The following is a 25,522-nucleotide window of genomic DNA, read 5'->3' as shown; positions in this document are numbered from 1 at the left end:
AATACTCTAAATACCAGACCTTTTCTGCAAAATTTGTTAATCTATGGAGTCAATTGTATAGCTTGGGGAAAAATCCGTGTCGCAAGAGTTTCAAGTTGTTTCACCTTACTCACCCGCGGGCGATCAGCTAAAAGCCATTGAAAAACTGGTTCGTGGCGTAGAGGCGGGTCTGGCCCATCAAACCTTACTTGGGGTAACAGGCTCAGGGAAAACCTACACCATTGCCAATGTGATTTCGCAAGTGAAGCGTCCCACGATTGTCATGGCGCATAATAAAACATTGGCGGCGCAGCTTTACGGTGAATTCAAAGAATTTTTCCCCAACAATGCCGTAGAGTATTTCGTTTCTTATTACGATTACTACCAGCCAGAAGCCTATGTGGCCGCATCAGATACCTTTATTGAAAAAGACGCATCAGTTAACGAGCACATAGAGCAAATGCGTTTGTCTGCGACTAAGGCGTTACTGGAACGAGAAGACGTTATTATCGTCGCAACTGTTTCAGCGATTTATGGTTTGGGCGATCCGCAATCTTATTTAAAAATGATGTTACACCTTGACCGAGGTGATCGCATTGATCAGCGTGACGTGTTACGCCGTTTGGCAGAGCTGCAATACAGCCGCAACGACTTGGTATTAGAGCGTGGTAACTTTCGGGTGCGTGGTGATGTGATCGAAGTGTTTCCTGCGGACTCGGAAGACACCGCGATTCGTATCGAGTTGTTTGATGACGAAGTTGAAACCTTATCGATGATTGACCCGTTAACCAACAAAACGCTTCGTAAAGTGCCTCGTGTCACTATTTATCCGAAAACCCATTATGTGACGCCAAAAGAAACCGTACAGGCGGCCATCGAGCGCATTAAGGTAGAGTTAGATCAACGCCTTGAACAGCTAAAGTCGCTGAATAAATTGGTCGAAATGCAACGCCTTGATCAGCGTACACGATACGATTTAGAAATGATGCAAGAGCTGGGCTACTGCAACGGCATAGAAAACTATTCGCGTTATTTATCGGGTAGGGAAGAAGGCTCACCACCGCCCACTTTGTTTGACTATTTACCAGCCAATGCCTTGTTGGTGATCGATGAATCCCACGTGACTGTGTCGCAGATCGGTGCCATGTACAAAGGCGATCGTTCTCGTAAAGAGAATCTGGTCGAATACGGCTTTCGTTTGCCTTCCGCCTTAGATAATCGCCCGATGCGATTTGAAGAGTGGGAACAGATTAAACCGCAAACAATATTTGTCTCAGCCACACCGGGCAAGTACGAGGAAGAGCATCAAGATTGGGTGGTCGAACAGATTGTACGCCCGACTGGCTTGATTGACCCCATTTTAGAAGTACGCCCCGTAGCGACGCAAGTTGACGATTTGTTATCTGAAATTAATCTGCGTACGCCAATTGGCGAGCGGGTTTTGGTGACCACCTTGACCAAGCGCATGGCGGAAGATTTAAGTGATTATCTGAGTGATCATGGCGTTCGAGTGCGTTATTTGCATTCAGACATCGATACCGTAGAGCGAGTGGAGATCATTCGTGATTTACGTTTAGGTGAGTTTGATGTCTTGGTTGGTATAAACTTGCTACGAGAAGGCTTGGATATCCCAGAAGTGAGTCTGGTGGCCATTCTTGATGCCGACAAAGAAGGGTTCTTGCGTTCGGAAAAATCGCTGATTCAGACCATAGGTCGAGCCGCCCGTAACGTCAATGGTAAAGCCATTTTGTACGCGGATCGCATCACGGGTTCTATGGAGCGAGCCATTAATGAAACCGATCGTCGTCGTGAAAAACAGCAGGCCTACAACGAGGAACATGGTATCACGCCAGTTGGCATCACCAAATCGGTTGAAGACATCATGGAGGGCGCTTATAACCCAGGTGCAGGCAAACGCGGCAGCAAAACTAAGAAAGTCGCCGAGACGGCAAAAGATTACCAAGTGGAAAGCATGGAAGACGTGGCTCAAGTTCGTAAAGCCATGATCCAACTGCAAAAAGAGATGATGTTGGCCTCGGAAGAACTGAAATTCGAACTGGCAGCCGGTTATCGAGACCAGATTCGTCAGTTGCAGAAAAAACTAAAAGACGTAGGTGAATCCTAAGAGCGGGAAACAAACATGGCGATTACGTTAAGAAACTACAACATCATTCGGGTTATCGACAAGGGCGTTATCGTCAACTGCACCGTGATCGAAATGTGCTACGACTATGTATTGGTTAGGTTCAAAGACAAAAAATACAAAGTACCTTACGGCCTAATTGACGAAGTTATTGGTCATGAACTGCTCGTTCCATTCGACGAATAAACAGTTTTAAAACAAAGACTTCAAAAAGTGTGTTCTAGGGCTTGTCAAAAGCAAACCTCTGCGTATAATAGCCAACACTTTTTAGGACTATAGCTCAGTTGGTTAGAGCGCTACCTTGACATGGTAGAGGTCGGCGATTCGAGTTCGCCTAGTCCTACCAAAATTTATACTTACTACTCAGTAAGTTACGAAAGCCGAACCCAGTGTTCGGCTTTTTTGTATCTGAATTGGTCCCAAAAAGGGACCAGATTGATACCACTTTGATCCCATCTTTGTATTATTGCTGCTTTTGAGTGACCTTTACCCTTATTTAATATTTTCTGAATATTAGAAAATTTCTAATTAATAACTTCAATCTTCATAAGCCAACAATCGCACAACAATCGGGGTCAGATGAAAAATAGAACAGAAGTAAAGGAGGACCAGTATGCCCATTTTCGATATTTCTGGCGATAAGCTATCCGCCTTTGAGCAGCGTAATATTACTTTTAAGGTGTTTTTTTTGTAGACCTCTTATGATAGTAAAATCAGATTAATCCTATGGTTGTAATAGAGTGATCTGCATATGCTCTCCGGTCCGTAACTGTCTATGCTGTATAAGATAAATTGTCGCTGGAGTAAAACATGTTACCCATCTCTGTTGCTGTCGTGGATGATCATCCGTTTTTACGTTTGGCAGTAAAAGCGGTACTTGAGCGGTATAATTTTGTGGTAATGGCGGAAGCGGATAACGGCATAGACGCCATTCAATTATTAAAAAACACCCCTTGCCAGCTGATGATTTTGGATTTGGATATTCCGCAAATGAGTGGTTTGGAAGTGATACGCCGCGTCAACCAGCGTTATCCTGACACCCGTATTTTAGTGCTGACGGCTCAGGATCCATCGGTGTATGCGGTGCGCTGCATTGAAGCTGGCGCTTATGGGATTCTCTCTAAAGCGCAGCCGTTGGAAGAGTTAGCAGAAGCCGCACGTTTGGTGCTGAAAGGCAAAAAAGTATTCCCACAATCGGAGTTCTATGGTGAACAACTGGCAGGCTCTGAGAGCGAATTATTAGCCAGTTTAAGCAACAGAGAGCTGCAAATCGTTGAGTTGTTGTGTAAAGGTCATGCTAATAAAGACATAGCAGAAACGATGGCCATTAGCCATAAAACGGTCAGCACCCACAAAACCAATATTCTTGCCAAACTAAACTTAGGCTCGTCTATGGAGCTGTTTGATTTTGCCAAAAGGCATAATTTGATATGAGGCGATGGCTTTGGATTGTTCTGTTGCTGGTTCCGCTAGTGTCGGCAGCTCAGCAGCTTCAGCTCTTTTCCCGCAGCACTGCAATGGTACAAATAGAGCAAACAGGAGCGGAGCAGCAGTGGTTGATGGCAAAGAAACAGCTGGTGTTTGGTGCGTTGAATGACGAGCATCCGCCTTTTGTTATTAAAACCAATGGCAGAGATTTTGAAGGTATAACCGCGGATTATTTGGGTCTGATCAGCGCAGCTTTGGCAAAGCCTGTAGAAGTTCGAAGTTTCGCCACTAAAGCAGAGTTAATAGCCGCTGTGCGAGCAGGTACCATCGACTTTTACAGTTACGCTCGTATGAATGAGCTGGATGTCGCAGATATCATTGCGACAGAGCCTTATGCAGATGATATTCCGGTGTTGGTGACCGCATCACATCAGCCATCCACTACAAAGTTAACCGCAAAACAGATGGCTAACCGTAAATTCAGGTTGGCCTTTTCAAAACACTATTTAACTGTTGAACGGTTACAGCAAAGTTTTCCTGACGCTGATTTAGTGCCATACGACAATTTAACTCAGGCGATAGAAGCTGTGGCTTTAGGTCATGCTGATTGGTATTTAGGCAATGCTATCAGCGCGCATTATTTAATTCACAGCGGTCATTTTTCAGAGCTGAATATCAGCGACTTTACCCCTCTGGCGTCAGGACACTTTACCTTTCATGTGTCGAAACAACAGACTGAGCTATTGGCACTGTTAAATAAAGTTATCTCTGCTGTGCCTCATACTGAGCGGCAACAGATTTTACAGCGCTGGAGTGCAGGTCGCGCGCTTTATATGTTGGCAGAGCGTATCGAGTTATCAGAAGCTGAACATCGTTACATCGAACGTAATAACGCTGTGCGTATTGTGCATGTGCTGAGCGACACTCCTTTTTTAATGGGTTCAAACGATTTAAGCCAAGGTGTTGGCATTTTAAAGTCCTTAACAGAAGCGATTAGTGCCAAGACTGGGCTGGAGTTCGAGTGGGTGCCTGCATACTCTTTGACTGAGATGCTGCAACTGCTAAAGCAGGGTAAAGCAGACCTGTCGGCTATTCTGGCACCCAATGCTGAACGCGCTGAATTTTTAAATTTCAGTCGGCCTTATCTGGTGACTTCGTATGCGGTATTGACCCGTGAAGACTCAGCTACGCCTGAATTGCGGCTGGAGCAGATGGCGGGAAAAACGTTAGCTATTCAAACCAATCATGCAATAGTGCCTTATCTTAAGGCAACGTATCCTGATATGAAGTTTACATTTGTTGATAACTTGCAGCAAAGCGTGGATGCCGTATTAAAGGGGCAGGCTGATGCTTTGGTTGAAAACCTTGTGATAGCAAGGTTTTATACTGAATTAACCTATAAAAACCAATTGCAAATCAGTTCTAGTTTTTTACCCGCTGGGGCACGTTTTACCTTAGCTGTCTCCAAGCAGCAACCTGAGCTGTTTAGCATTTTGGATAAAACTCTGCTGAGTATTCCGCCTGATCAATTGGCGCTGTTGTCAGATTGGTCGGTTAACCCTTCTACTCCAAACTTTTGGCAGAGTTATCGCCAGCAGCTTATCCAGGCGGCAGTTGTTTTTACGCTGGTTGTACTGGGATTTCTATTCTGGAATTTTTATTTACGCCGTCAGGTGCGGGAGCGTCAGTTACTGCTTGAACAAGTTGAACGTGCCAAAGAGCAGGCTTTAGAGGCCAGCAAAGCCAAGAGTTTTTTTCTTTCCACCATGAGCCACGAAATTCGAACACCGCTGCACGCGATTATAGGCACGTTGGAGCTTGCAAAGCGCCAAGCCGATGAAAAGTTGTGGGATTTTACCGCCATAGATATTGCCTACGATTCAGCTCAAGGTCTAAAAGAGCTGATAGGTGATATTCTGGATATTGCCAAAATTGAAGCTGGCCAGTTGGAACTTAACCCGTTGTGGCTGAACTTGAAGGACGAAATCAACAGATTGTATCTTGTGTTTGTCGGTATGGCGAAAAGCAAAGGCTTATATTTGCACTGCAAGGTGGATGCGGCTTTTGAGCGATATCAGGTAGAGCTGGATCCTTTACTGTTTAAACAATTGCTATCGAATCTGCTCAGTAATGCTATTAAATTTACGCCGGAAGGTGGTGTGTGTTTACGGTTAATCGTGCTGGAGCAGCAAGATGAGCATCTTTTAGTGCAGCTTTGTGTCAAAGATACTGGGGTGGGCTTGACGCCTGAACAAGGCAAAAACGTGTTGAAACCTTTTGCGCAATTGGCGAACTCAGAACAGGTTTCAGGCGAGCGTGGTTCAGGCTTAGGTTTAAGTATTTGCCAGACCATAGTGCAATTGATGCAGAGCAGGCTTTCGATTCAGAGCGAAAAAGATCAGGGTACAGAGATTCAGATTGAGTTGAAGCTGCCTTGCAGGGCCGCTGTGCCTGTGACTGTCGAGCAATGTCATGATATATCAGAGGAAAATACAGAACAAAAGCAACAAGCCTTAAAGCTGTTGGTGGTGGACGATCATCAGGTCAATCGACTGTTATTGCAGCGTCAATTGAGTTATTTAGGTCATCAGGTGTGGCAGGCTGCAGACGGTATCGAAGCATTGGCGCTTTTAACGCAGCAACATCTAGATTTGGTACTAACAGATTGTAATATGCCACGTATGGATGGTTATCAACTGGCTAAAGCCATACGAGAAGACCAAGCCTTAAAGCATTTGACTGTCATAGGGTTAACGGCCAGAGCTCAGTCCGATGAAATAGCGAAATGTATAGCTGCTGGTATGAATGATTGCTTATTTAAACCTATCAGTATTAATGAATTACAACAAAACATTCAGAAGTATGCCAAAGGCAAAGCAGCATTTAATATCGATGCTTTATTTGCCTTATCTGGTCCTGATCCAGTCTTTGCCCGTCAGATGTTGTCGACTTTATGTCAAAGTAATAGTCAGGACATTGAGCAACTGAAGCGGTTACTACAGCAATCGGATTGGGAAGGATTGAAACGACTGGCGCATAAAATCAAAGGCGCTGCTGTGTTGGTGCAGGCAGAGCAGCTGTTGGATAGTTGTGAAGCGATGGAACACGCCACAGAGCAGCAGATCACCAGTGCCAGTTTACGGATATTAGCCGCTTTAAAAGTATTTAACCGCGAAGCACAGTTATGGTGCTATAACAGTCAGAAGTAGCTGGCCTCAGACGGGAAAAACTTCGATTTTTGAGCAAAAACTTTGAATAAAAAAAGGCAGGTAAATTATTTACCTGCCAAAGGCGCGGGTTGTGCTTAATGAAGACTTATGGGGCAGGGGCAGGTTCTGTACTTGGTAGTGGGGTTTCAAAAGATAAACTGACTACACCAGAGTAATTATCCGGCGTATAGTTTGCGCCTGTTACAGGTGCTATTGTCATATTGACCACCTGACCTGCAGCGGCCTGTGTTGCACCCAGCACATCGGCTGATGCTGTACTTAGCGTCACTCCGTTTACAGAAACGGCAAGGTCTATAGTATTGGACAATAAACTGCCTGTCAGGGTAGAGCTGGTCACCGCAGCCTGAATCGCTCCAGTGGTGCTACCCATATGCAGTTGCTTTTGAATAGGGGTTAGCACGTTATTAAAAGTGTTCCATTCCATACGCTGAGGCGCAGTAAAGACGTCGTCCCCCGGCAGCGCATTGACGAAAAATTCTGTGGATGGCACATCAGCCACTATCGTGATTTGTTTTTGCTCAGTCTGAGCGGCAAAGCCCGAAGCTGATAGGCTTAACAGCATGGTTGAGGCAAGAACTGTGTTCAGATTTTTCATAGCTAAAAGCTCCTTAAATCAAAGGGTATGCAGCCCTTGTGGTACTGCGGTATTGATGAGCAACTCATCATGAGGGTTATGGTAGGGCAGTCCGATACAGCAGACTATCGGACTAATCTGATCTGGTTTTATTTTTCAACCGATGGTGCAAAAGTGTAATCTTACCGACGAGCGATCTAGTTAGGGAGCTGAGGTTCAATTACCAAGGTGACATCGCCTTTGTATAAATCCCCTCTGTAGCTGCTAAGCATTTCGGTTAACGCGTTACGTTGTACTTCAAAGTGCAGCTGTCCGGCACCGTTCAGTACTGTGGAGTTAGCTTTAAACAGTAATTGATTGGCTTGGCCTTGTCTTAACTGGATGTTATTGACCGCAGCGCCATTTTGTTGTGCCAGTTGTTTTGGCAAACTCAGGCTGGATATTACCGGCACCTGATGGTTTTGTTTGGTGTTTTTCAGTGCACAGTCTGAGCCGCTTTGGTACTGACATTGCAGATAAACTGCAATAGGAACCGAGTTCCACAACCGAAAAGGTATGTCCTGATAAACACGGGCTGGTACCTGCCCAGTATTTAAATACTGGGCCCAGCCGGCGGCAGGGGAGAGCGTAGCTTGTTCACTGCCTGCCGGAAAGCGAAACAAAGACTGGTGGCCTACACTGAGTTCAAAATTTATCACTACTTCGCTTTCATCATAGCTGCCATCACCAAAATCAAAATCACCATTAGGCCCTACGCTAAATACCAGTTTTCCTCTGTAAATGCCGTTATCCATTTTTAACGGGTCGGGCGTGTTTAAGCGGTATTTAAAAATCAAATGCCGCTGTGTTATGCCATAAGTGCTTGAGTATTGCCTTCTTAGCGTTCTGGTGCATTGACCACCATTTTGTTGTGCTGCCGTGTTGATATTCCATAAAAAGGCGGTGTCTGTATAACCGTTGACTGAGTTAAATCCACTTCTTTGGCAAGACGAATTATTGTCTGGCATGTTTAAATCGTCACTGAGTTGGAACAAATGAGGCTGATTCGTGCCGTTGCGACGATAAATACCGCCTATATCTGTTAAGGAAAAAGTTAAATTGGCGGTACTACCGTTTTCTTGTTGCACTCTTACTATCTTGCTGCCTGGAAAACGCAAATAGACTTGTTCCCTTGGATTTGTGCCGCGACGAAAGTTTCGGTTGATAAAGGTATCCAACTGAAGGATTTTGTCTTTTCCCCAAAAACTGCACCAATAATCACTGCATTCCGTTATGTCAGTAAAATTGATATTCTGCTGACCATTGGCGCTTGGCCTGTATTCGGCGTGAATAGTGGTTTCATAAGCATGAACTGGCAAAACATAAAGCGCTGCAAGCAGTATCATGCGGAAAGTGAAAACAGTTAAATGCATAGTGGGCCCCATCTAGATGATGTAATTAGTGGTTCTGGCTTTAATTGGTTTGACATAACAAATCACCGACAAACCATAAGTCCTGTTGTTGCTGTCCAGTACTGGGTGACAGGTCAAAATGACAAAGTGGTGCACCTTGTTCTAGCACATCCAACGTAGGGGAAGACTCACGCATTGCCAGCGTAAAAAATCCGCTATTTTCTGTGACAGTGCGGCTGGAGTGATTCAGTACATGATGTCCGCCTAAAGGTTTATCTTCAGCATCAAGCAGACGGCCTATAACAGTCAGAGTTTTGTACGCTGATAGTTTCAGATACTGCACACCACCTTTATTTAGATGATAAGGCGCCACAGATTGCGATAGGCTGACATAAGTAGAGTGCGGGTTAGCAATGTCGAAGCTGACAGTGCCTGGGGTATAAGCGCTAACAGGAACCACATTACGGCCGGGCTTTAAACGCACTGTCTGACCGGCTGAATCGTGTGCCATCAGTTCTACATCGTGCTGATCCGATTCTAAATCAACAATTAAGCTGGCACCGTCATAAGTATTTGCGCTGCTTGCCGCCACACTCTGTGTATTGGCGACCACAGTACTATTGAGGTTTAAGCCTGAGCTGAATTTGCCATCAAAAGAGGATCTGGACATATAGAGATCGCTGGTGAGGTATTGGTTTTGCACAGTCGCATAGCTGTTGATGCCCATCCCATAGCTGTCAAAGTTTGAACTCAGACCGATATTTTTAATGTCGCTGTTTTCAATTTGCTTACGCCAGCCTAATTCTGCTGTGTTTTCTTTGTTGCCATCGCGTGAAGTTCTGTTGCCAATAGCGCCGTAATACTGAGAAGAATGCTGTCCAAAGTTGATATTCAAGCTAAGTTCTATGCCTGTATTACGTCTATGGACCAGATTGGAAACCGCAGGCCTGTTAAAGGCGCTTAAGCGCCAAGTGCTGTCGGTATCCATCATTTTTTGGCGATATTGCCAACTGAAATCAGCGCCTGTGCCTCTGTTCATCTGATGTGACAGTCTGAGTGACGTACTTTGTGTAGCATTTATTCTTTGTTGCCAGCTTAACGCTGTTGTTTGTTGTGAAGCCGCAGTGATGCTTTGAGAGCTTTTATTGTATTGCTGCTGGCTTAGCACCAAATTGCCGCTATCAAAACCATAGAGAAACTGTGTGTCCAGGCCATAGCCTGAACCTTCGCTGTGATAATAATTGGCCAGTAGTTTGCTGCGATCCGACAGGCTGTAATCGACAGACGTACCTAATTGAAGATGCTGATCGATGTACTGAGTACCAAGGCCGACAATAGTGAACGGATTCAGTAGGTAATTCAGTGTTGCCCCTGCTGTTAAATCACCTTCATACTCTGATTCCGTCCTGCTAAAGAGTTGGGTCTGACGACCTGCAAAAATACTGTAACGCAGTGGCTCAGAGCTATCGCGCCAGCCCGATGGTTTATAAATCATCGCCTGAGAGTCTGACAGCAATTGCCCATCCTGCACTACACGCAGTTGTACTGCATAAATACCGCTTGGTAGTACTTTGGTGTCGATAGCCTGCAACCCCGCCTGGACCTGCTGGCTATTGATTAAAAAGCCGTTGCGGTAAATCTCCACAACAGCAGGGCGCTCGGCAGTAACATAGACTGGTGTTGTACTTGGGTATTGCTGTTGAGCGACCAGCGAGTCTGAAGAATTGAGCATCACCCCCAACATATTTTCGCCACCCGAACCACGGCCAGGGCGCAAACTTAACCCCTGCGGGTCATTGGCAAAATAGCCTGCACGAATAGCGCGCCCTTGCAGTTCACGTTGACTGTAGAGCTGACTTAACCCGTAGTAGGTGTTATCTCTGGCAACGCCACTTTTGGATACTTGAGCGCCGGTGTGATGAGTCCAGTTCCCCGTGCTGGCGACAGCCTCTAGATTGTAATAGCTCGAAGTAGCCGCGCTTTCTGCATTGACCAGGCTCAGCTGGTTTTGAATAATAATCCCGCTGCTGCCGTCTTTAGGTAACAACAGGTATTTTTGCTCAGAGTTTTGTTTCTCCACATCCTGAGTCAAAATAGACAAGCGGGAATCGGACAAACTGTACTCCAACGCCAGCCACTGTTTGTTACAGGCAGAGCAAGAGCCTAAAGCCACTTTATCACTCAGCTCCTGTAGCCAGAAGTTACGCTCTGTATCGCCATAAGGGCTGTTGTAAGCATCAGTAAAGCTTAAGAGTTGTACCTGGTTGTCCTCTGTTAATACCAAAAGCGCATCCCCGAGGTATTGACTGTTTAGCTCCACTCGGACGACAAGTGGTACATTAAAAAGATGAGCGGCAAAATCAGCCGGCAATTGTTCGGCTTGCTGTAACACAGGAATGGAAGAATGCGCAGATTGGCCATAGGTGTAGGTTGCCAGTAGAAAGCAGGTCACACAGATAGCAATTCGGTTAAATGAAAAGACTGGCAATCACAGTTCCCCCAGGTAAAGTGAGTGCTGCGTATACTAGTGGCGTCAGGGTTGGCAGACTATCGGACTAATCTGAGTTTGGTTTTTTCTGCAGTAAAGGTATCTGCTAAAAGAGCAAAATGCCGGTGTTATGGGGAAGAAGTTTCAAATAACATATTCACCACCCCCTGATACGTTCCCGCTCTGTAGCGGCCACTGGGATCGGGCATTGCCATAATGATGACATCCAGTTGCTGACCAGCATTGGCTTGTTGGGCGTTTAATATGGTTTGTGTTGTGGTGCTTAACACTGTGCGGTCCAGCTGTACTTTCAGTAGTATTTGCTTCGGGCCGTAGCTTAATCTCGCTGGTGCTAATAGGCGTGCCGAAACTCCGCCTAAACGACTTTGAATAGTAAGCTGTTTGTGGATGGGTAGTAGTCGCTGTTGGTGGCTATCCCATTCCATCTGCTGGGTTTGATTCAGCCATGGATCGGACGCCGGAGTGCTGATTTGAAAATCTGGGTTGGGCAGTTGTAAAGACACCGCCACAGTGTGTTCAAAGCGCTCAGCGGCAACGAGTAAAGGGCAGACCATCAGCATCAACATAAAAATGTAGTGCATCTCAAAACTCCTGCATGTTTTTGTGGTCACCTTCCTGTAGTTCAAAGCGGTAATGGCGACCGGTGTCTTTGTGCAGCGTTTTGGTTTTACCCGGCAAAATATGCTCCAGTATCGGCTTATCGCAGTTGGTATTGCCCTTGTCACACTGTGTCAATTTATCCAGTTTGATGGTGGTATTGCCGTTGTTGCGGATAACGACTTTGTCGTTGTAGGGGGTGATCTGAGTGTCATACCGCTCATGTGCCGGATGCACAAAGACGATAGTGCCGTACCCCGCCAGTAAGTTAAAACCCGCCTGTAAGGTGCTGTTGTATTCCGCACTTTCTTCGGCGCTTAAGTTAAAGTTGTCGTTGATATCTGGCAGCACAGGAATATAACGCACTCTAAAGTAACGTTCTTTGTCGCGGGGGCCAATAAACAATAAACGAGCTGACTGAATACCTGATGCCGGAATAATCAAACGGGCAGGGCTAACAATTAAGGTATCCGCGTTTTGGCTATCGCCTAAAATTTCACCCGCGTCTACTTCTTTGGCGATACCTTTTTCGTCATACACAATTTCGTGCACTGTCACTCGAACAAACGCAGTGGCATCGCCTGCATTGTAAATACGTTTGAGTTCAGTGCTTTGTTTACCGCTGATGTAATCGTGTAAGGTACCGACGTTAATATTAGGGGCTGCAGCATAGCAGACTGAACCAGTCAGACCAGCCAATACAACAAATATTTTGAGCACAGTGCATAGTGTGTAGTGCATTTTAGGTCGCTTCTTAGGGTGAATTAACCTGGCGGAATACTAAAAATATTTACCACCAGTAAGGCACGTTAGTCTAAAGCGTGGCAGGTTGGTTGTGGATCGGACTTGTCTGATTTTAACGGTGATGAACTAAGAAAGAGCGTATGGCAATTTCAGTTAAGATAAAAATCACTTACAAGCCGCTGTGACTTTTTGCATACTGTGTTTAAGTACATTTAAACGTAAGGAGTGTTAAGCGAGGTAGCTACGCTGAAGGTCATTGCTCTAGCGGATGACCCGACAATAAAAAATGACTTAAGCAGGTAAATAGTATGAGCATAGAAAAAGCAAATATCGAATTAGCTTGTGATACCGATAAGGGATGCGAGGCGATTGATATTATTATCAAGCCGCGAGAGAAAGATCTAGGCGAGTTCATGGTTAGGCGTACTTTGCCAACGACGGAGCGCAAAACGGTCGGACCATGGATTTTCTTTGATCATATGGGCCCTGCGCATTTCCCAGCGGGTTCCGGTATTAATGTTCGTCCCCATCCTCATATTAATTTGGCAACGGTGACTTACTTGTTCGAAGGGGAGATTTTACACCGAGACTCATTAGGAAGTTATGCCACGATTAGACCAGGGGACATTAATCTCATGGTGGCGGGTAAAGGGATTACCCATTCCGAACGAGAGCGTCCAGAAGTAAAACATGTGCCACATACCTTGCATGGTTTGCAACTTTGGCTGGCATTGCCAGAGAAAGACGAAGAGATCGAACCTGCTTTTTATCATTACCCTGCAGACAGTATTCCTACGGCGACGGTAGAAGGTGTGCCATTGAGAGTATTGATGGGCAGTGCTTACGGATTGACCTCACCGGTAAAAACCTATGCTGAGACCTTGTATGTTGAAGCTCACATGCAAGAGGGGCAGAACTTAGCCTTGCCGAATGCCGAAGAGCGTGCCATTTATGTAGCAAAAGGTGGTCTGAAAATAAACGACACCGTGATACCTGAGTTTGCCATGGTCATTTTGACGGCCGCTGATGACATAGTGGTTGAAGCGACAGCGGATTCACGAATCGCGCTGATCGGTGGTGAAAAAATCGGTAAGCGCTTTATTGAGTGGAATTTTATCTCTAGCCGTAAAGAACGCGTCGAGCAAGCAAAACGAGACTGGCAGGCTGGGGCCTTTCCAAAAGTCATTGATGACGAAGAGGAATTTATTCCGTTACCTTAAACGCTAAGTTTCGTCATTTTAGCAGGCTTTTGGTGGTTTCATCGCCACTTAAGGTATTGGAATCAACCCGTGCAAACCTCAGTGTCACAGGATAGCCAGCGGTTATCCTGTCTCGTTGAGAATCGATATCATATGGTTGAAAATGGTTGTTATTTCATCGTTTTTTTAAGGTTTTTATAGGGCAATTTGTGGTCTAGTTGCACATGGTTCTTATCTGGGGTAAATCAATGAATTATTTCTATATTTAGAGTGATGATAGCCATGTAACATTTGCATATCTTCTATTATGATAGGCGCGGCTGGCCTAGTTGAGCGACGATCGAGTAGTGTGAAACCTCTTCAAACACAATTTCTCCTTAGTTTTTATGAATTCCTCCGACTTTGCTGCCTTAATCTCACGCAAGTTTGATTATATGATAAGTGTCAAATTTATGACGTCATCCCTATGTTGGGGCTTGGTTAAGTCCAATTAAGCAACGAGAGAGCTTCTTTTGAAATTATTTACTTCTTTATCTCACATGCCTACCCATTCACTTTTTCTGATTAAACTGCCGTTATTAACCTCGTTGTTAATCAACTTTATTGGGTATGCGCAGGCGGAAGAACCCAATGTTAAGGTGGATGCTGTTCCTGCGGTGGAAAACGTTCAGCCAGAGCAAGAGGCAGCAAAAGGCTATGCTTTTACTAACCAGACAGTGATTGAATTAGCGAGAACGTTGGCACAATCGCCTATGACGCCAGCGGAAAAGGCGCCTCAAGCGCTAACAACGATGGACTATCCAACTTATCAACAAATCAACTTTCAGCAAAACCAAGCCGTGTGGGGAAACACGCCAACCAAATTTTCCGTACAGCTATTTGCCCCAGGCTTTATTTTTAAAGACCTCGTGTCTATCGATGTGGTGGAAAGCGGCCGAGCTTTTCCATTGGCCGTGTCAGCCGACTCTTTCACAACGCCTAGCCCAGAAATAAGCGCGCTGATTTCTCAGGTTGGTAAGTACGCTGGATTGCGTTTGCATTACCCAATAAACAAAGCCGATGTGAGTGATGAGTTTGCTGTTTTTCAAGGTGCCAGTTACTTCCGTGCGGTTTCCAAAGAGCAGACTTATGGTTTGTCGGCCCGAGGGCTTGCGGTCGATGTGGCGCAGCCAAAAGGCGAAGAGTTTCCAATGTTTAAGCACTTTTGGATTGAGCGCCCTTCATCTAGCCAAGACGCCATTGTGGTGCATGCTTTGTTAGACAGTAAAAGGATCACAGGCGCTTATCGTTTTGGTATTTATCCAGGAAAGCCAACCCGTATTGATGTGAAAGCAACCTTGTTTCCAAGGGCTGATCTGAAAAATGTGGGTATTGCCCCGTTGACGTCCATGTTTATGCATAATAGTTCTCTGGATGTATCAGACGTGCCGGATTACCGTCCCGCGGTGCATGACTCGGATGGACTTCAGATCCTAACGGGCAATGACGAGATGATTTGGCGTCCATTGAACAACCCCAGCTCATTGCAGGTCAGTGCTTTTAGTGATACCTCTCCAAAAGGGTTTGGTTTAATTCAGCGTAAGCGAAAATTTGAAGATTATCAGGACTTAGAAGCCAATTATCACACGCGACCTTCAGCTTGGATTAAGCCAACAAATGATTGGGGTGAGGGTCATGTTGAACTGGTGGAAATACCATCAAAGTCAGAGACCAACGACAATATTGTTGCCTACTGGCAGCCTAAAGATGGCCTTAAAAAGGATCAATCTTATACTTATCAGTATTTGATAACTTGGTCTAACGATACGCCCGTATCGTTGGAGTCTCCTCGTGTTGTACGAAGTGCTAAGGGCGTGAAACTGTTTAAGACTGATCCAGAGGTGGTGATCGATTTTAATAAAATGCCGGATGTAAATGTCAATGATTTAAGCGTTGATGCCAGCATCAGTAATGGGGAAATACTCGAGACTATCGTGGTGAAAAACCCCCATAAAAACGGTGTGCGTGTTTACCTCTCTTTTGACCCACAAGACGCCGACTTGGCAGAGTTACGGGTTCAACTTAAACAGGGAGATACTGCCGTTGCTCCTACTTGGCTATATCGTTGGATTAAGGAATAACCATGTTATTGAAGGATAGCACTTTGCAGTTAGCACTACCGAAAACATCGCCTTTGGATATGCCGCGCCATGCGGTTAATGAAGCGTCTCAAGCACGTAAAAAAAGGCTACAAAACTTTGCGTTAACAACATTTTTTTCGCGTCTGTTTGTTCTACTGGGGACTGTGGGTCTGTCTTGGTATGGCGCAACCGAAATGTATGACGTACTGAATACCAATGCCATTGCTGGTTTGCAGTGGGCATTTCTGGTTTTATTCTGTATTAACTTTACTTGGATTTCTTTTGCTTTTTCACAAGCAACACTGGGTTTATTGTTTCAGTTGTGGCCATTTTCGCGTCGACGTAAAGAGCAAGATGTCGAGGGTGTGACAGCGATTTTATTGCCTGTTTATAACGAAGACCCTTTGCGTATTCGCGCGAATATTCAAGCCATGCGAGAAGATTTGCTGGCCCATGCACCGGGTAAATTTGCCTTTTTCATTTTAAGTGACACTAATAAAGCCGATGCATGGATTGCGGAGGAACAAGCTTTTTATCCCTTGTTAAATGAAGAGGGTCAAGCTTGTCCAATTTATTACCGTCGTCGCTACAAAAACGCTGAACGCAAAGCCGGTAACATAGCTGAGTGGGTGACGAGTTATGGTGGCGATTATGAGTGCATGATTGTGTTAGATGCCGACAGTCTGATGGGGGCGGAATGTTTGATTTCTCTCACGCGTAGGATGGCGGCAGAGCCTGGTTTGGGGTTAATTCAAACCTTGCCGACGATTATTCGTGCCAATACGCTTTACAGCCGTATTCAGCAATTTGCTAACCATTGCTTTGGTCCGATATACGCTTCTGGCTTAGCCGCATGGCATGGTTATTCTTCTAACTTCTGGGGGCATAATGCCATTATTCGAACCAAAGCCTTTGCTGACGCTTGTGGTTTGCCTATGTTAGAGGGGAAGGCGCCTTTTGGTGGTCATGTTATGAGTCATGACTTTATGGAAGCCGCATTGTTACGTCGTGCCGGTTGGGGTGTGCGTTTTGATACTGACTTAAAAGCCTCTTATGAAGAAGCACCGCCATCGCTGGTGGATGTGATTGTTCGTGATCGTCGTTGGTGTCAAGGTAACTTGCAGCATAAGGCGTTTGTGTTTGCCAAAGGTTTTCATTTTGCGACTCGCTTGCATTTGATGTCTGGCATCATGTCTTATCTCAGTGCTATGTTTTGGTTAATGTTGATCGTTGTGGGTTTTGCCTTGGCGGTACAAGCGTATTTTGTTCGCCCTGAGTATTTTGCTAATCCATCCTTGTTTCCTACTTGGCCTGTGTTTGATTTTGAAAAAGCACGTTCTTTGTTTATCTTGTCGATGGCGTTGGTATTGGCTCCAAAAGTCTATGGCTGGTTGGCGGCGATGCTGAACATTCGCCGCTGTATGCAATTTGGTGGGCCGATATTACTGACATTAAGCACTTTAGTTGAAACCCTTCTATCGGCTTTGTATGCGCCAATTTTGATGCTGTCTCAGTTTCAGGTTGTGTACGATGTATTTAAAGGGCGTGACAGCGGTTGGAAACCTCAATCTCGTGATGATGGTGCCACATCATGGAAAGTGGTGGCTCGCGCTCATTTTAGTCACACGGTTTTAGGATTTGTATTGGCTGCTGGGGCTTTGTTTTTAAGTCGAGAGCTTTTTTACTGGTCGTTGCCGATTAGCTTTGGTCTGATTCTGTCTATTCCGTTGTCATGGCTCAGTGGTGGTGCTAAACGCGGTAATGTGATTCGTTACTTGGGGCTGATGCGTGCGCCTGAAGAGAAAAGACCTCATCCGATCGTTGCGATGCAGCACAGACACAGTGTTGAACAAAAAACTCTATCGTTTGATGCTTCTTTGTCCTCTCTTAAACGCTTAGTGTCCGATTCAACGCTTTTCTATTGGCATCTAGCGCAAATGCGAAAGGACCAGCCTAATAAAGAGTTTTGTCGTGCGTGGATTTGTGCTGAGTGGCAAATTCTCAACAGTGACGATATTCAAAACCTGCTGGATCATCTCAATGAAAAAGAGTGTCTCGCGATTTTGGAACACCGTGAATTGATGAGTGTCATGCAGAAATATTTGCCTAAAAATGAGCGTGTTAGTGAACTTGGTGAAGCTTTGATAGGGGTTTAGTTAGACGCGTGCTTTGAACAGATATTGGGCCAGAATAACCGTTATTCTGGCCCAATAGGTTATGTGAAGACGGTTTTTTTAATTACCAGCTGTGGTCCAATTTAAGGCTAATATTACGACCTGGGTTGTAATAGTTTGCGGTCCCTGAACCAACAACATACTGTTTGTCTAGAAGGTTGCTTATGTTCAGTGACAGCGTAGTCTGTTGTGTTAAGTCATAGCCGTAGGACGCATCAAAAAGAATCGCCGCCTCGCTTTTTTTGGAGTTTGCCTCATTAAAATAATAAGAACCGATATATCGAGTTCCAAAGCCAACCGTCATGTCTTGCCTTGGTAGCGTATAGTGACTCCATACAGAGGCCGTATGATGTGGCGCTATTTTAATTTCATTGCCTTGGTAGTTATCATCTTCTACGACTTTTGAATCCATATAGGAATAGCCGCCAGTGATGCTTAGGCTGTCTGTTAATTCGGCTTTTACTTCCAGATCAACTCCCTTTGTGCGGTTTTCGCCAATGATTTCACGTTCAATAGTGCCATTATCCTGAACCACAGAAGTGTCAACATTGTTTTTCGTAAGATCATACACAGCAACAGAAAAGAGGGCGTTCATATTGTTTGGTGAATATTTTGCACCCACTTCCAGTTGTTCGCCACGCACAATTTCTGTTCCAGAAGACGGTGGGGAAACCGATTCAACCTGGCTAATATAAGCGGAAACTTCGTCGTTAAATTTGTACGTGAAGGCCGAACGGAAAGAGTTTTCTGAAAAATCATTACGTGTGGTTGTATTGGTTAGATAATTGACTTCAGTGAGTTCTATATCGTCATTACGAACGCCTAGCGTCACAATGTACTTATCATCCAGTGCAAAGTTTTGTTGTAAGAAAACACCCCTTGTAAGAGTTTTTGTATCAGTATTACTGTAAATGTTAAGATTATTTGGAGTGCCGCTATATACAACGTTTGTAATATCAATGCTATTCGCAGCTCCATAAGCGCTTACTGAATTAGATGTAGAGTCTTGATACTCGACTCCAACTAAAGTGCTGCTGTCAATACGGCCTTTGCTTAAATCGTATTGCGCAACGAGGTTGCCATTGAACTGTTGGTTTTCTTTTTCTGATGTAATATAGGCGCGGTCTACTGTGGTGCCTGTTCTGCTATCATTGTCAGAAATATAGGTATAACCAGCATAATCTGTTGAGTCTCTATATCTAAAGTTTCCTCTGATTTTGACACTGTTATTGAGGTTATGAGTTATTTGAGCACTGATATTGGTTCGTTCGACATCATGGTAGTTGAAGTCCGGTTCACCAAAAAAATCACTACGGCTGTATTCTCGATCAAATGGGTAGCCGCCGCTATTGGGGGTGGCATCTGTTTTCAGGTAGTCGACAATGAGGGTAGCGCTGGTGTCATCGGTAGGTTCCCAAGTGAGTCCCCCCATCAAAAGCTGTGAGTCATCTTTTGAATAATCGTATTCACGATCACTGTCTTTGATTTTGCTGGTAAAGCGGTAAGCAAGGGTTTTGTCGGCATCCAGTGTATCACCTGTGTCGACCCCAACTTCTTTGTGGTCGTTGGAACCATAAGTCACATACGCGTTACCGAATTCTTCAAATTTAGGGCGTTTGCTGACAAAGTTAATGGAGCCACCGGGCTCAGCGGGACCGAACAGAGTGGAGTTTGCACCGCGGATGACTTCGACACGCTCAAAGGCGTAAGCGTCTTCTCGAATGTCACGCAGTGATCCAAGAGTCAATCCATCGCGGTAGGTGGTGGCATCAAAGCCACGAATCTGGAAATAATCATTTCGATCATCTGTACTGTAGTAGCCGGTTAATGTGCCTGGTGTGTATTCAAGGACTTCTTCTGTGGTGCTGGCGTTGCGTTCGGTGATTTCTTTTTCAGTAATGACGGAAACAGAAGCCGGTGTATCTTGAATGCTGGTGGCCACTTTGCCGCCTACCCACAATTCTTTGGCGACCACTGATTCGGCATCATTGTCTACTTCTACGTAATCATTGACGAGAATAGGAGAAAGCCGAAAGGTTTCGCTTTCTTTTGTCTCTTCTGTTTCTGCATTTGCCATCATAGGTGTCATGATTGAGCAGCAGAAAAGCGCCGTGGTGGCGTAGTGGTGCGGCTTTAAGGTTAACGAAAGAGTGCTTTTTTTCTTCATTTTTTGGGTTCCTCTAATGAATTATTACATGAATCTATTTAAAAATGCTGTTGTTAATGATTATTAATTAAAACATTTAATAAGACTGCTCCAATGACTTAAAGCTTATTAAAGTGTGGTGTTCTTGTGTCGCCCAATGGGTAAGACCATCGGTGAACCCGAAATAGGGTCGGACACAATCTGGTTATTCAAGCCAAATACCGTCTGAACGGTGGCTTCAGTGATGACCTGTGTTGCTGTGCCATAGGTAAAGACGCGCCCTTGTTGCATGGCAATAAGCTGGTCTGAATATCGGGCCGCGAGGTTGAGATCATGTAAGACCAGAACAATGGTTGTGCCTCGACTTTTGTTTAAATCAACGAGCAGGTCTAATACCTCAATCTGATGAGCCACATCTAAAAACGTCGTGGGTTCATCAAGCAGTAAAATCTCAGTTTCTTGTGCCAACGCCATGGCGATCCATACGCGTTGTCTTTGTCCGCCAGAGAGTTCATCAACATCTTTCTCCAGTAGCTCCGTGGTTTGGGTGGTTTCGAGCGCCTTGGCGACAGCTTCATCATCCGCTTTATTCCAGCGCGACATGAGTCTCTGGTGCGGATAGCGTCCTCGGCTTACCAGATCGCCCACCGTAATGCCTTCTGGCGCGGTAGGCGATTGTGGCAACAGACCAAGTGTCTGTGCCAATTGTCGCGTTGGGCTTTTGTGTATGGATTTTCCGTCTAGTAATACCTGACCTTTGCTGGGCGTCAGTAAGCGTGACATGGTGCGCAGCAAAGTGGATTTTCCGCAGGCATTGGCACCAATGATCGAGGTGATTTGGCCGGGGGCAATCTTTAGCGTTATGTCTTCTAGAATGGTTTTATCGCCGTAACCTGCTGACAGAGAGTCCACAACCAGTTGATGTTTTTGTGTCATAGCGCGCTCCCTTTTTGATTCACGCGAATAATCAGATAAATAAGATAGGGCGCGCCTAAAGCTCCGGTAATGACGCCAACAGGATAACGACTCGGTAGAAGAAACTGTCCAATATAGTCGCCCACCATGACGAGGCAGGCGCCAACCAGACCGGCTGGAATAATCAGAGAGCCATTATTTTTGATGAGGCGCATGGCAATAGGCCCGGACAAAAAGGCGACAAAAGCAATCGGCCCGGTGATGGCGACACTGACGGCGATGAGTCCAACGGCGGCCACCATGACGGTTATGCGTGTCATGCCAGTGCGAACCCCAAGCGCTTGGGCGGTATCATCGCCCATTCGTAAAGCGTCCAGTTCCCGTGCGCGGCTCAATAGCAGTCCACCAAAAATGCATAAAGAAACCAGTAATGGATAAGCTTGATCCAATTGCGCTGAGTTGACGCTGCCTGTTAACCAGCGCATGGCTTCTTGCCTATCCCAGGATTGAGCTTGGGAGAGCAAATACACAATAACGCTTTCAATCATGGCGGAGACACCGATACCAACCAAAATAAGCCGTGTTCCTGTGACACCTCCATGGCGGAATGCTAAAGCGTATACGACAAGTGCGACTAATAGGCCGGTGAAAATGGCGAAAAAGGCCACGCTGCTGCCGCTCATATTGAGCATAATAATGGCAAAAACAGCCGCGGCAGAAGCACCAGAGCTGACTCCGATAATGTCTGGACTAGCAAGTGGGTTTCTCAGCATAATTTGAAACGCGACGCCAGCCATGCCAAAACTCATGCCAACCAGCATGGAAATGACGGCACGCGGTAAGCGAAGGTGACCAACGGTAAAAGAGGCACCCGGTACCGTTTCTCCCAGTAGTACCCGCAAAACCTGACTCGGTGGCGTAACGGATTGACCGATACTTAGCGTGATCATAAACACAGCCATGGCCAAAACACACAAGATGGTAACAATGGTTGTCCACTGTTTTGATCGTCGTTGGCGTCCTGTTCTAACTCGATGAACAGTGTGGTCTAGGCGATTTGTCATAGTTCTTTCACCCGTTGGCGCCGCACAATCCAGATGAAAAAGGGCGCGCCAACAAAGGCGGTCACCACACCAACTGATAATTCACTGGGTCTGGATATAATGCGGCCAAGAACATCGGCGATTAATAACAAGCTGGCTCCGCCCAACGCTGAAAACACCAACAACCAACGATTATCAACGCCTACCAACAGTCTACATAAGTGGGGAATAACCAAGCCAACAAAGCCTATAGGGCCGCAGATAGCGGTGGTGGCACCGCACAGAACAACCGCCGACAGCCAAGCCATAGATCGAGTCCAGACTACTTTTTCTCCCAAGCCTGCGGCGATATCTTCACCTAGTGCTAAGACATTGAGTTTTCTTGCCACTATGGCACTCATGAAATAGCCCACGAGCAGAAACGGCAGTATGAGCTGTATGCTGTCAAACGTGGCACCGCCAACGCCACCGATTTGCCATGATTGTGCGCCACCGGCGATGTCATTTCTTGGTAAAATCACCGCCATGGTAAAAGACGATAGAGCGACAGAGGTGGCGGCTCCCGCCAGTGCATACTTCAGTGGTGTCGATTTTCCTCGGCCTAATGAACTTATGAGATAGACAAAGAGTGCGGTGCTTCCAGCGCCTAGAATAGCCAGCCAGATATAGCTGTTGAGTTGATCGATGCCGAACCATGCAAGCCCAATGACCACAAAAAACGCCGCCCCTATATTGACGCCCAAAATACCTGGGTCAGCTAAAGGATTACGGGTAACGCTTTGCATAATCGCACCTGATAGGCCTAAGGCGCTGCCAGCTAATACGGCTAACACAGTTCGAGGAATGCGCATGGTCACCGAGGCTTCCCCCATGGTGTCCATCTTGCCTTGCAGAGCCCCAACTATCTCTTGCCAAGACACGTCTCTGGTGCCAATGGCAATCGAAAGAAAACATAAGGCTGCTAATACGGCTGCTGCGACAACCAGAGCAAAGATATTTCGTCGGAATAGCGCGTCTGAGTTGATCGTATGATGTTTATTCATTGTGATTTTCGTGCGGCCGCCGCGAGCGCGCTTATGTAGTCATTGAGCACCCAAGATATCGATAAGGGTGTTGGGTTAGCGGCGGTCGCCAGCGGACTGTTGCCAAGCATAACAATGGCGCCGTTTTTAATGGCGCGCATTTTTGACATAAGGGGATTCGCGTTCAGCGGTGTTAGTAGATTGTCATTGCCGTAGGTGACAAAAATATCAACATCATTAAATTCGTCTATTTGTTCAATGCTGCTTTCACCAGAATATTGCCCATTGCGGCTTATTTTTTTGACACTATCAGGAGAGTGCAGACCTAGATCATCAAAAAAACTCACGCGTGCGTCATGGGTACTGTAAAAACGTATGACGCTTAAATCGGTGGGATCAAGGTGGGTAATAAACATGGCAGATTTATCATGTAGTTCGGGATAGCGCGCCACTTGTTCGGCAATGTCTGTTTCAATCTTCTTGATCAGTGCGTCGCCTTCTTTTTTCATTCCTAGACCGGCACTGTTAATGCGAATCATACTGCGCCAGTTTGTTGACCAAGGCGCGTCTTGAAAAGCAACGACAGGCGCTATCATGCTGAGGGTGTCGTAGTCTGATTGGCTCAGACCAGAGTAGGCCGCTAAAATAACGTCTGGCTGTGTGGCGGCTACCGCTTCAAAATCGATCCCGTCTCCTTCATCAAATAAGACCGGCGTTTTGGCGTTTAACTCTCTCAGTCTAGCGGCGACCCAAGGCAACACGCCATCACCATCATCGTCGCCAAACTTGGCCGCAGCGAAACCAACGGGCACGATTCCTAACGCTAATGGCACTTCATGGTTTGCCCAAGCGACAGTGGCAACACGTTTAGGTTGTTGTTTAATAATCGATGAGCCAAAAGCATGCTGAATGGTGATGGGAAACTGAGACTCTTCTTGTGCTAAAGAGACACTAGAAAAGATAAAGGTAATGGTAATAATGATAATTGATACTAAATTCATTTTTTCACCAAACATTCAATGGGTTCACTATTGGGTGCAATGGGATGTATTTGATTGTAAAACAAGGCTTTGATGTCGCGACAACGGGAGCGTTAGAAGCTAATCATTTTATGCAGCGATCAATGATAGAGGGATTATTTAGAGGATAATTGTACAAATCGGTCGTTTTTGTCTTGGGCTATTTGCTTAGGCGTGAGGCTAGAGTATTTTTTGACTAGCTTAATAAAATGCGATTGGTCGTTGAAGCCATTTTCAGGAAACAGCTGACCCACTTCTAAAAATTCGAAACTGCTACGAAACCGCAAAATATCACAGTAGCTCTTCAGCGGCAGACCAAGCCATTTATTGAAATAGCGATTCATTTGACGACTGCTCCAATTTGCCGCTGAGGCGATATCGGCTACTGATATGTCGCCCTTAGATTGATAAATTAATTCAGACATGATTTTTTTGCGCGGGTCCGTTGGTGTTGTCATCTGCGCTGTAAAATATTGGCTTAGTTTGTCACAAAAAAGAGGGAACTCTAGTAGATCATTGATTTCTATGCCCGCAAAACCGTTTGCTAGAGTAACGCGATCATTGATTATGTCCGCTACCGGCCTATGCAACAAATATTCTGCGGCGAGAAGTTTTAGTCGAACCCCAAAGAGGACGGAGTTGGCTGGCATGTACCCTTTTTGCGAATGGGTTTCCAGCCCTACCAAAGAAACATGGAGCGGATACTGCTCGCTGTGAAAAAAGTATAAATCGATCCCCCCGTCAGGAAAGGTGACAAGCTCCTCGTCCTTATTCGTTGGATTTTTGATCATCCAGTAGCTTTCGATAAAGGGCGATAACTCATCATTTGGCGCCAACGACGCAAGTTTAATCGTCGATTTCATTGTTCAACTTTCACTGCTTAAACCACACCATGGATGACAAATTGTTAGCACAATAGAGTAACTAACAACTAGGGATATCTCTAGCGTAATTTATACCATAACGTTGCCTTGAAAGAACGCCATGACATCATTTTAACGTAAGCCTATGGTTGCCTGTATTGCCGAAATGTTGGGTATCAGATCCGATATTTTGCTATCGACTTCTCGCTCAAATACCAAAAAAATGAAACGAAAAACAAGTTTTTCTGCATTTTAGGTGGGTTAGTACTCATTTTTATAAGGTTTTTATTGGGCGCAATAGTTGCTTGGGTCTATCTGTGGGGATAATTTGGTTTATTTTTCAATATTTTGATTTTTTTCAATCATTTTTTGTTTTTTTATCTTTTTTTGATTTCAAATAATCAAAAAAATGATTGATTTTTGTTT

The 25,522-nt window shown here is 45.4% G+C and carries 18 protein-coding genes and 1 tRNA gene; 8 read left to right on the top strand and 11 right to left on the bottom strand.

The window, feature by feature from the left end; all coding sequences use genetic code 11:
• Positions 1-76: 76 nt before the first annotated feature.
• The 5 genes from uvrB (at position 77) to DK187_RS05180 (ending at position 6,759) form a co-directional block, all read left to right on the top strand.
• Positions 77-2,104, top strand: coding sequence for an excinuclease ABC subunit UvrB (gene uvrB, locus DK187_RS05200; RefSeq protein WP_111606280.1), 2,028 nt, complete (start codon positions 77-79; stop codon positions 2,102-2,104).
• Between the two features lie 15 nt (positions 2,105-2,119).
• Positions 2,120-2,308 carry a hypothetical protein gene (locus DK187_RS05195; RefSeq protein ID WP_111606279.1) on the top strand — a complete coding sequence of 63 codons (189 nt, stop codon included), beginning with the start codon at positions 2,120-2,122 and terminating at the stop codon, positions 2,306-2,308.
• A gap of 83 nt (positions 2,309-2,391) precedes the next feature.
• Positions 2,392-2,468, top strand: a tRNA-Val gene (locus DK187_RS05190).
• A 464-nt stretch (positions 2,469-2,932) separates the two neighbouring features.
• Positions 2,933-3,556: a response regulator transcription factor gene (locus tag DK187_RS05185; RefSeq protein WP_111606278.1), complete on the top strand. Its 624-nt coding sequence runs from the start codon at positions 2,933-2,935 to the stop codon at positions 3,554-3,556.
• Entirely contained in the window at positions 3,553-6,759 is a 3,207-nt protein-coding gene (locus DK187_RS05180) for a response regulator (RefSeq protein WP_111606277.1), read from the top strand. Before DK187_RS05185 ends, DK187_RS05180 begins: the two co-directional genes overlap by 4 nt.
• 106 nt (positions 6,760-6,865) lie before the next feature.
• On the opposite strand, the gene DK187_RS05175 is transcribed toward DK187_RS05180, so the two are convergent.
• The 5 genes from DK187_RS05175 to DK187_RS05155 all read right to left on the bottom strand — a co-directional run bounded on the left by DK187_RS05175 (position 6,866) and on the right by DK187_RS05155 (position 12,592).
• Positions 6,866-7,375 (bottom strand): CS1 type fimbrial major subunit, encoded by a 510-nt coding sequence (locus DK187_RS05175; protein ID WP_111606276.1) that lies wholly within the window; start codon positions 7,373-7,375, stop codon positions 6,866-6,868.
• 176 nt (positions 7,376-7,551) lie between these two features.
• Positions 7,552-8,766, bottom strand: coding sequence for a hypothetical protein (locus DK187_RS05170; RefSeq protein WP_111606275.1), 1,215 nt, complete (start codon positions 8,764-8,766; stop codon positions 7,552-7,554).
• A gap of 40 nt (positions 8,767-8,806) precedes the next feature.
• Positions 8,807-11,233, bottom strand: coding sequence for a TcfC E-set like domain-containing protein (locus DK187_RS05165; RefSeq protein ID WP_111606274.1), 2,427 nt, complete (start codon positions 11,231-11,233; stop codon positions 8,807-8,809).
• 128 nt (positions 11,234-11,361) lie between these two features.
• A complete protein-coding gene (locus DK187_RS05160) occupies positions 11,362-11,835 on the bottom strand; it encodes a CS1 type fimbrial major subunit (protein ID WP_111606273.1) in 474 nt (157 codons plus the stop codon).
• A gap of 1 nt (position 11,836) precedes the next feature.
• Positions 11,837-12,592 carry a hypothetical protein gene (locus DK187_RS05155; protein WP_204355581.1) on the bottom strand — a complete coding sequence of 252 codons (756 nt, stop codon included), beginning with the start codon at positions 12,590-12,592 and terminating at the stop codon, positions 11,837-11,839.
• A gap of 311 nt (positions 12,593-12,903) precedes the next feature.
• Between DK187_RS05155 and DK187_RS05150 the strand changes: the two genes are divergently transcribed.
• The 3 genes from DK187_RS05150 to mdoH all read left to right on the top strand — a co-directional run bounded on the left by DK187_RS05150 (position 12,904) and on the right by mdoH (position 18,070).
• Positions 12,904-13,815: a pirin family protein gene (locus DK187_RS05150; protein WP_111606272.1), complete on the top strand. Its 912-nt coding sequence runs from the start codon at positions 12,904-12,906 to the stop codon at positions 13,813-13,815.
• A 491-nt stretch (positions 13,816-14,306) separates the two neighbouring features.
• Positions 14,307-15,914, top strand: coding sequence for a glucan biosynthesis protein G (locus tag DK187_RS05145; protein WP_223232326.1), 1,608 nt, complete (start codon positions 14,307-14,309; stop codon positions 15,912-15,914).
• A 2-nt stretch (positions 15,915-15,916) separates the two neighbouring features.
• Positions 15,917-18,070, top strand: a complete 2,154-nt coding sequence (gene mdoH, locus DK187_RS05140; RefSeq protein ID WP_111606271.1) for a glucans biosynthesis glucosyltransferase MdoH — start codon at positions 15,917-15,919, stop codon at positions 18,068-18,070.
• 82 nt (positions 18,071-18,152) lie between these two features.
• Here the strand turns inward: mdoH and DK187_RS05135 are convergent, their stop codons facing one another.
• The 6 genes from DK187_RS05135 to DK187_RS05110 form a co-directional block, all read right to left on the bottom strand.
• Positions 18,153-20,255 (bottom strand): TonB-dependent siderophore receptor, encoded by a 2,103-nt coding sequence (locus DK187_RS05135; protein WP_111606270.1) that lies wholly within the window; start codon positions 20,253-20,255, stop codon positions 18,153-18,155.
• A 108-nt stretch (positions 20,256-20,363) separates the two neighbouring features.
• Positions 20,364-21,170: an ABC transporter ATP-binding protein gene (locus DK187_RS05130; RefSeq protein ID WP_111606269.1), complete on the bottom strand. Its 807-nt coding sequence runs from the start codon at positions 21,168-21,170 to the stop codon at positions 20,364-20,366.
• Positions 21,167-22,213, bottom strand: a complete 1,047-nt coding sequence (locus DK187_RS05125; protein WP_111606268.1) for a FecCD family ABC transporter permease — start codon at positions 22,211-22,213, stop codon at positions 21,167-21,169. Before DK187_RS05125 ends, DK187_RS05130 begins: the two co-directional genes overlap by 4 nt.
• On the bottom strand, positions 22,210-23,235 hold the full coding sequence (locus tag DK187_RS05120; protein ID WP_111606267.1) for a FecCD family ABC transporter permease: 1,026 nt from the start codon (positions 23,233-23,235) through the stop codon (positions 22,210-22,212). The genes DK187_RS05125 and DK187_RS05120 overlap by 4 nt, the downstream gene beginning before the upstream one ends.
• Positions 23,232-24,215, bottom strand: a complete 984-nt coding sequence (locus DK187_RS05115) for an iron-siderophore ABC transporter substrate-binding protein (RefSeq protein ID WP_111606371.1) — start codon at positions 24,213-24,215, stop codon at positions 23,232-23,234. The genes DK187_RS05120 and DK187_RS05115 overlap by 4 nt, the downstream gene beginning before the upstream one ends.
• 134 nt (positions 24,216-24,349) lie before the next feature.
• On the bottom strand, positions 24,350-25,096 hold the full coding sequence (locus tag DK187_RS05110; RefSeq protein WP_111606266.1) for a helix-turn-helix domain-containing protein: 747 nt from the start codon (positions 25,094-25,096) through the stop codon (positions 24,350-24,352).
• Between the last annotated feature and the right edge of the window lie 426 nt (positions 25,097-25,522).

The sequence above is a fragment of the Marinomonas arctica genome, assembly GCF_003259225.1.
Taxonomy (GTDB): Bacteria; Pseudomonadota; Gammaproteobacteria; order Pseudomonadales; family Marinomonadaceae; genus Marinomonas; species Marinomonas arctica.
This window is presented reverse-complemented; position numbering and strand designations above follow the sequence as displayed.

Excerpts from the sequence above, each read along its gene's own strand:
- DK187_RS05195 (WP_111606279.1), top strand. The coding sequence starts at position 2,120 with ATGGCGATTACGTTAAGAAACTACAACATCATTCGGGTTATCGACAAG.
- DK187_RS05185 (WP_111606278.1), top strand. The coding sequence starts at position 2,933 with ATGTTACCCATCTCTGTTGCTGTCGTGGATGATCATCCGTTTTTACGT.
- DK187_RS05180 (WP_111606277.1), top strand. The coding sequence starts at position 3,553 with ATGAGGCGATGGCTTTGGATTGTTCTGTTGCTGGTTCCGCTAGTGTCG.
- DK187_RS05175 (WP_111606276.1), bottom strand. The coding sequence starts at position 7,375 with ATGAAAAATCTGAACACAGTTCTTGCCTCAACCATGCTGTTAAGCCTA.
- DK187_RS05170 (WP_111606275.1), bottom strand. The coding sequence starts at position 8,766 with ATGCATTTAACTGTTTTCACTTTCCGCATGATACTGCTTGCAGCGCTT.
- DK187_RS05160 (WP_111606273.1), bottom strand. The coding sequence starts at position 11,835 with ATGCACTACATTTTTATGTTGATGCTGATGGTCTGCCCTTTACTCGTT.
- DK187_RS05155 (WP_204355581.1), bottom strand. The coding sequence starts at position 12,592 with ATGCACTACACACTATGCACTGTGCTCAAAATATTTGTTGTATTGGCT.
- DK187_RS05150 (WP_111606272.1), top strand. The coding sequence starts at position 12,904 with ATGAGCATAGAAAAAGCAAATATCGAATTAGCTTGTGATACCGATAAG.
- mdoH (WP_111606271.1), top strand. The coding sequence starts at position 15,917 with ATGTTATTGAAGGATAGCACTTTGCAGTTAGCACTACCGAAAACATCG.
- DK187_RS05135 (WP_111606270.1), bottom strand. The coding sequence starts at position 20,255 with ATGAAGAAAAAAAGCACTCTTTCGTTAACCTTAAAGCCGCACCACTAC.
- DK187_RS05130 (WP_111606269.1), bottom strand. The coding sequence starts at position 21,170 with ATGACACAAAAACATCAACTGGTTGTGGACTCTCTGTCAGCAGGTTAC.
- DK187_RS05125 (WP_111606268.1), bottom strand. The coding sequence starts at position 22,213 with ATGACAAATCGCCTAGACCACACTGTTCATCGAGTTAGAACAGGACGC.
- DK187_RS05120 (WP_111606267.1), bottom strand. The coding sequence starts at position 23,235 with ATGAATAAACATCATACGATCAACTCAGACGCGCTATTCCGACGAAAT.
- DK187_RS05115 (WP_111606371.1), bottom strand. The coding sequence starts at position 24,215 with ATGAATTTAGTATCAATTATCATTATTACCATTACCTTTATCTTTTCT.
- DK187_RS05110 (WP_111606266.1), bottom strand. The coding sequence starts at position 25,096 with ATGAAATCGACGATTAAACTTGCGTCGTTGGCGCCAAATGATGAGTTA.